The following is a 6,656-nucleotide window of genomic DNA, read 5'->3' as shown; positions in this document are numbered from 1 at the left end:
TGTTTTTCTTGCGGTCAGCAGACTGACAAGATTGACCTGGCCGGCTCGTGGACATTCTCTACAGACAGCGTGGACTGGAGTCGGGTAATTGAACTGCCGGGCTCAATGGCCTCCAACGGTTTGGGAGAAGACATTGCAGTCGGAACTGATTGGACCGGTGGTATTGTAGATTCTTCCTATTTCTTTCAACCTTCGTATGCCAAATACCGTGAGGCGGGAAATATCAAAGTTCCTTTCTGGCTTCAGCCGGTAAAATATTACAAAGGAAAGGCGTGGTATCAGAAAGAAGTGGTGATTCCGGACAGTTGGGCCGGAAAGGATGTGTCTCTCTTTCTGGAACGCTGCCACTGGGAGAGCCGTTTGTATGTAGACGGAAAGGAAATCGGCATGCAAAATGCCCTGGGTGCACCCCACCGTTATGACCTGACGGGCAAGCTTTCAGCGGGAAAACATGTGCTGATGCTTTGTGTGGACAATCGGGTGAAGAACATCGATCCGGGAGAGAACTCACATAGTATTTCCGACCATACACAAGGAAACTGGAACGGGGTGGTAGGCGATATGTTCCTGGAAGTAAAACCGGAAGTGAATGTGTCTTCTGTCAAGATTATGCCGGAGCGTCTGGCTAAGAAAGTCAGTGTGTCGGCTTCCTTGATGAACCGTGATGAAAAAGATGCCAATGTGGTACTGGAAATGACGGTAGGCAATGAAAGAGTACAGCAGCAGTGTACGTTGAAGCCGGGCGAAAATCAAGTGGTGATGTCGCTGGCCATGAAGGGAGACATTAAGTGTTGGGATGAGTTTTCTCCATCCTTATATGATTTGAAGCTGAGTGTGAAAGACACGGATAGCGGTGAAACGGATGTCTATGCGGAACGTTTTGGTTTCCGTGATGTGAAGGTGGCAGACGGCAAACTCACCATCAACGACCGCCGTTTGTTCTTGCGCGGTACGTTGGATTGTGCTGTATTCCCGAAGACCGGCTTCCCGCCCACGGATGTAGAATCCTGGAAAAAGATTTATACCACCTGTCAGCAGCACGGACTGAACCATGTGCGCTTCCATTCCTGGTGCCCGCCCGAAGCTGCTTTTGCAGCTGCCGATGAGATGGGTATGTACCTGGAGATAGAATGTTCTTCCTGGGCTAACCAGTCGACTGCCATTGGCGACGGAGGCGATCTGGACCGCTTTATCTGGGAGGAAAGTGAACGCATCGTCCGTGAGTTTGGTAACCATCCTTCTTTCTGCATGATGATGTACGGTAACGAACCGGCTGGTGAGGGGAGTCATGCCTATCTGACTAATTTTGTTGCTACCTGGAAGGAGCGTGATGCCCGCCGTTTATATTGTTCAGGTGCCGGATGGCCTAATTTGCCGGTTAACGACTTCTTGAGTGATTCGGCTCCCCGTATTCAGGCATGGGGGCAAGGAGTGAACAGCATTATCAATGCACAGGCTCCACGCACCGACTATGACTGGTCGGAATACATCGGACGATTCCAGCAGCCGATGGTGAGCCACGAAATCGGTCAGTGGTGTGTGTATCCCAACTTCAAGGAAATGGCCAAATACGATGGGGTGATGCGTCCGCGTAATTTTGAGATATTCCAGGAAACATTGGCCGAAAACGGTATGGCTCATTTGGCAGACAGCTTCCTGCTGGCTTCCGGAAAGTTGCAGGCTTTGTGTTATAAGGCCGATATCGAAGCCGCTTTGCGTACAAAAGATTTCGGTGGATTCCATTTGCTGGGCTTGTCTGATTTCCCGGGGCAGGGTACAGCGTTGGTAGGAGTGCTCGATGCGTTCTGGGAAGAAAAAGGCTACATCCGTCCGGAAGAGTACCGTCGCTTCTGTAACAGTACAGTGCCATTGCTGCGCTTGCCGAAACTGGTTTATACCAACCGGGAAACAGTGAAAGGTAGTCTGGAAGTGGCGCATTTCGGAGCCGCTCCGCTGGAGGTGACTTCTACTGCCTGGACGCTGAAGACTAAAGATGGAAAGACAGTTGCATCGGGCACGCTGGCACATCAGCCGGTGGGTATCGGCAACTGCATTCCGTTGGGGCAGCTGGAGATTCCGTTGGATAAAGTGGACGTTCCTTCATGCCTGACACTGGAAGCAATCTTAGGAGATTACGCCAACAGCTGGCACATCTGGGTATATCCTGCTGCGGTACAGAAAGTAGCTGATGAAGCACAATTGCTGATGACCGACCGTCTGGATGCAAAAGTTTTGCAACGTCTTCAGGAAGGGGGTAACGTACTGCTTTCTTTACGGAAAGGCTCCTTGCCTGCCGAAGCGGGAGGCGAAGTAGAGATAGGTTTCTCTAGCATCTTCTGGAACACAGCCTGGACGCTGGGACAAGCACCTCACACGCTGGGTATCCTGTGTAACCCCGCTCATCCGGCACTTTCAGAGTTCCCTACAGAGTATTACAGTGATTATCAGTGGTGGGATGCCATGAGTCATTCCGGTGCCATCGAAGTGGCTAAGATTGACAAGAATTTGCAGCCGATTGTACGGGTTATCGACGACTGGTTTACGAACCGTCCGCTGGCCTTGCTGTTCGAAGCTAAAGTAGGTAAGGGCAAGTTGCTTGTATCAGGAATTGATTTCTGGCAGGATATGGACAAGCGTACGGAAGCCCGTCAGTTACTCTACAGCTTGAAGAAATACATGTGCAGTGACCGCTTCAATCCTTCTTCTAAAGTCGATGCGAAAGATTTAAGTATTTTGTCTTCCGCCAAAAATCAAAAATAACCACAGAAACATCATTTTTTCCTGCAAACTTGGGATAGTTCTTCTACCTTTGTTTGCAGTTTTTTTTACAAGAACAGAAACAATGAAAAGCACAATGTATCTTATTTTAGGAATGCTGGCCTTGACTTTTGGAATGGAGGTAAAGGCACAGATTCAGCTTCCGTCGGTCTTCTCCGATGGAATGGTATTACAGCAAAACAGTAAGGTAGCCGTATGGGGATGGGGAAATCCGTCTGAAACCCTGATGATTCTTTCTGGATGGAATCCGGGAGACACAGTACGTACGGTAGTCGATAATCAGGGACGCTGGAAAGCAGAAGTACCGACCGGGCGTGCCGGAGGTCCGTATACGCTTGAAGTGAAAGGTGGAAACGACAGCCGGAAAGTGTCGGATGTGATGCTGGGTGAAGTCTGGCTGTGCAGCGGACAATCGAACATGGAATGGTCGGCCAATATGAGAATCATGAATGGCGAGCAGGAGGTGAAACAGGCCGCTTGCCCGTCTGTGCGTATTTTCCATAATCCCAAGCAAGGAGCCGATACACCTCAGACCGACTGCCGCACGAAGTGGGAGGTGGCTACTCCCGAAAGTATGCGCAAGACCAGTGCTACTGCCTACTTCTTTGCCCGCTACCTGACTGAACACCTGAAAGTACCTGTAGGCATTTTAGTCTCTGCTTGGGGAGGTACACCGGCTGAAGTGTGGACACCGGCCGAAATCGTGGAAAAAGACGAGATACTTTCAAAGAATAAATTAAAAGACTATCCCTGGTGGCCGATTAAGACGGGAGTATTGTACAATCAGATGATTCATCCGCTGGTGCCTTATCAGATAGCCGGATGCATCTGGTATCAGGGGGAAAGCAACCATGAGAATGCACCGTCGTATGCCCGTCTGGTATCCAAGATGGTGGAGGCCTGGCGAAAAGATTTCGGATGGGACTTTCCGTTCTATTACGTGCAGATTGCGCCTCATACGTACGGAGCGAAGAACAACACCCCGGCTTTATTGCGTGAACAGCAGGAACTCATGCTGGGGCAGGTAAAGAATACTGCCATGATCAATATTTCCGATTTGGTGGAGAATGTAAAAGACATTCATCCGCGTAATAAGCGGGCCATCGGAGAACGTCTGGCCTGTCTGGCTATGGACAAAGTCTACGGTCAGTTTACCGGTGCTTACGAGAGTCCGCGTTTGCATGAAGCCCGGGTGGTGAAGCGAAACCTGGAAGTCACGTTGGAGGGTAATTTCAATACCTTGCATTCCATCACCAAAAAGGTGACAGGTCTGACGGTCGTAGACGGTACAGGGAAACAGGTTGCAGTCAATGCCCGCTTGAAAGGCAGGACCTTGCAGATTCCCCTGCGAGGATTGAAAGCACCTTATCAGGTATATTATTGTTTTGATGAAGCTACCATTGGCAGTCTCCGTACAGATGCGGGTATGCCGGTGCTTCCATTCCGTACAGAAAAAATAGAAGTGAAATGAAAAAGTGGTTATGTATGTTTGTCTGCTGCCTGTCTGTTTATGTGCAGGCACAGGTATGGACTTTAAAAGAGAAAGAACCGGCCGCTCCCGGTACGTGGTGGTGTTTCCGTAACACGGTGACACTGGACGAACAGCCCCGCTCACTGGAACTGCGTCTGGCCGCCGATACGAAATACTGGCTATGGGTGAACGGCGAGTTGCAGGTGTCGGAAGGAGGACTGAAACGCGGCCCGAACCCTTCGGACACCTATTGCGATGTGATTACTTCGCTTCCTGCCTTGCGTGCGGGCGAGAATACCGTGGCCTTGTTAGTGTGGTACTTTGGAAAAGATGGTTTCAGCCATCGCAATTCCCCTACAGCAGGCATCAGTTTCTCCCTTTCTTGCAACGGCAAGGAGGTGGAACCCGATGCAAAATGGCGGGTGAAAAAGCATCCGGCCTATTATGTGCCGCAGGGCGAACAGCCCAACTATCGTCTGGCAGAGTCAAATATCGGGTTCGACGCAGTGAAAGACATCCCTTTCATGTCGCCCGATTATGATGACAAAAAGTGGAAGAAAGCCACGGAAATATCACTGGAAAAGGCCGGATGGAATCAGCTGGTAGACCGTCCCATCCCGTTCTGGAAAGATTACGGACTAAAGCCTTATGCGAAGACAGAGATGCAGGGCGATACGCTGCTGCGGGCTTACCTGCCTTACAATGCACAGATTACTCCTTACATCCGCCTGAAAGCACCGGCAGGCAAGTGTATCCGTATCCGTACGGACAATTACCGGGGAGGTTCGGCCACCAATGTATTTGCCGAATATCGCACGTGTGAAGGAGAACAGACATTCGAATGCAAGGGCTGGATGAACGGACATTATGTGCAGTATGAACTTCCGGAAGGCGTGGAAGTACTTGACGTGAAATACCGTGAAACGGGCTACGACACCTCCTTTGCCGGAAGCTTCTCCTGCGATGACCCGATGCTCACCCGTTTGTGGGACAAGTCGCAGCGTACGCTCTATATCACCATGCGCGACACCTATATGGATTGTCCCGACCGCGAGCGTGCCCAGTGGTGGGGCGATGTGGTGAACGAGTTGGGCGAAGCTTTCTATGCCCTCGACGAAAAGGCTCATCTGTTGACCCGCAAAGGGATTCGTGAACTGATGGGATGGCAGCGGGCCGACAGCACCATCTTTGCACCCGTTCCGGCTGGCAACTACAAGGATGAACTGCCCATGCAGATGCTGGCCAGTGTGAGTCATTATGGTTTCTGGACCTACTACATGGGTACGGGCGACCGTCAGACCATTGCCGACGTGCTTCCACGGGTAAAGAAATACATCCACGTGTGGAAAACGGATGCCCAAGGCCTGGTGATACCCCGTTCCGGCGGATGGACCTGGGGCGACTGGGGAGAAAACAAGGACATGGCCCTGCTGTTCAACCTTTGGTATGTGATTGCCCTGAAAGGATACGAAGAAATGAACCAGTTGGCTGGCGAGGCAGAAGAAGCCGCCTGGGCACGCGCCACCGCCGACAAGCTGCGTAAGGTGTTCCACCGTACGTTCTGGAACGGCAAATATTACGTCTCTCCGGGCTATCAGGGCAAACCCGATGACCGTGCGCAGGCACTGGCCGTCGTATCTGGAGTCTTGCCCAAAGAACTGTATCCGGTGATTTGTCCTTTCTTCTCCACCTGGTATCACGCCAGTCCGTACATGGAAAAATACGTGCTCGAAGCCCTTTGCACGATGGGCCATTATCAGGACGCCCTAAACCGCATGAAATTGCGTTATCGCGCCATGATAGAAAGTCCGCTGACCACGCTGTGGGAAGGCTGGGGCATCGGCAGTGAAGGTTTCGGAGGCGGTACCTACAACCACGCATGGAGCGGTGGTCCGCTGACCATCCTTTCACAATACATTGCCGGCATTGAAACGCTGGAACCGGCGTTCCGTACGTTCCGCGTAGCACCTCATCCGGCACATTTGAACTTCATCCGCACTCAGGTGCCGTTGTCGGGCGGTCGTCGCATCGTGTTTGAGCTGGACAAGTCGGCTCACAATGGAACCATGTACCTGCGGGTACCGGAAGGAACTTCCGCACAGGTGCTGCTTCCAGCCGAATTCCAGCGCTGGAGTGTGAACGGCGAACCGAAAAACGAACGTCAGCTGACGCTGGCTGCCGGAGAATGGCATTTTGAAATGAGCGAGAAATAGTTTTGTTTTTGATTATCCAAATGGAAAGGCCGGGAGTCGGGAGACTTTCGGCTTTTTTGCGTGTATGCTCGGCATGAGTATTAGCTAATGGGTGCAAGTCCCCAATGAGCCCTAATAGCGGGAATCATACAGCCAATAGCAAGGGTGTCCATCGCGAGGTGGAATCTGAAAGAAGCTGGCGGCAAATATCTGGT

The 6,656-nt window shown here is 51.4% G+C and carries 3 protein-coding genes; all 3 read left to right on the top strand.

The window, feature by feature from the left end:
• A partial coding sequence (locus ACMJ0U_RS02790) for a sugar-binding domain-containing protein (protein ID WP_417128029.1) occupies window positions 1-2,760 on the top strand: 2,760 nt, incomplete at its 5' end.
• An 82-nt stretch (window positions 2,761-2,842) separates the two neighbouring features.
• A complete protein-coding gene (locus ACMJ0U_RS02785) occupies window positions 2,843-4,249 on the top strand; it encodes a sialate O-acetylesterase (RefSeq protein WP_417128028.1) in 1,407 nt (468 codons plus the stop codon).
• Window positions 4,246-6,462 carry an alpha-L-rhamnosidase C-terminal domain-containing protein gene (locus ACMJ0U_RS02780; protein WP_417128026.1) on the top strand — a complete coding sequence of 739 codons (2,217 nt, stop codon included), beginning with the start codon at window positions 4,246-4,248 and terminating at the stop codon, window positions 6,460-6,462. The genes ACMJ0U_RS02785 and ACMJ0U_RS02780 overlap by 4 nt, the downstream gene beginning before the upstream one ends.
• Window positions 6,463-6,656 lie beyond the last annotated feature (194 nt).

This window comes from Phocaeicola sp., from assembly GCF_048170425.1.
GTDB lineage: Bacteria > Bacteroidota > Bacteroidia > Bacteroidales > Bacteroidaceae > Phocaeicola.
This window is presented reverse-complemented; position numbering and strand designations above follow the sequence as displayed.

Excerpts from the sequence above, each read along its gene's own strand:
- ACMJ0U_RS02780 (WP_417128026.1), top strand. The coding sequence starts at position 4,246 with ATGAAAAAGTGGTTATGTATGTTTGTCTGCTGCCTGTCTGTTTATGTG.
- ACMJ0U_RS02785 (WP_417128028.1), top strand. The coding sequence starts at position 2,843 with ATGAAAAGCACAATGTATCTTATTTTAGGAATGCTGGCCTTGACTTTT.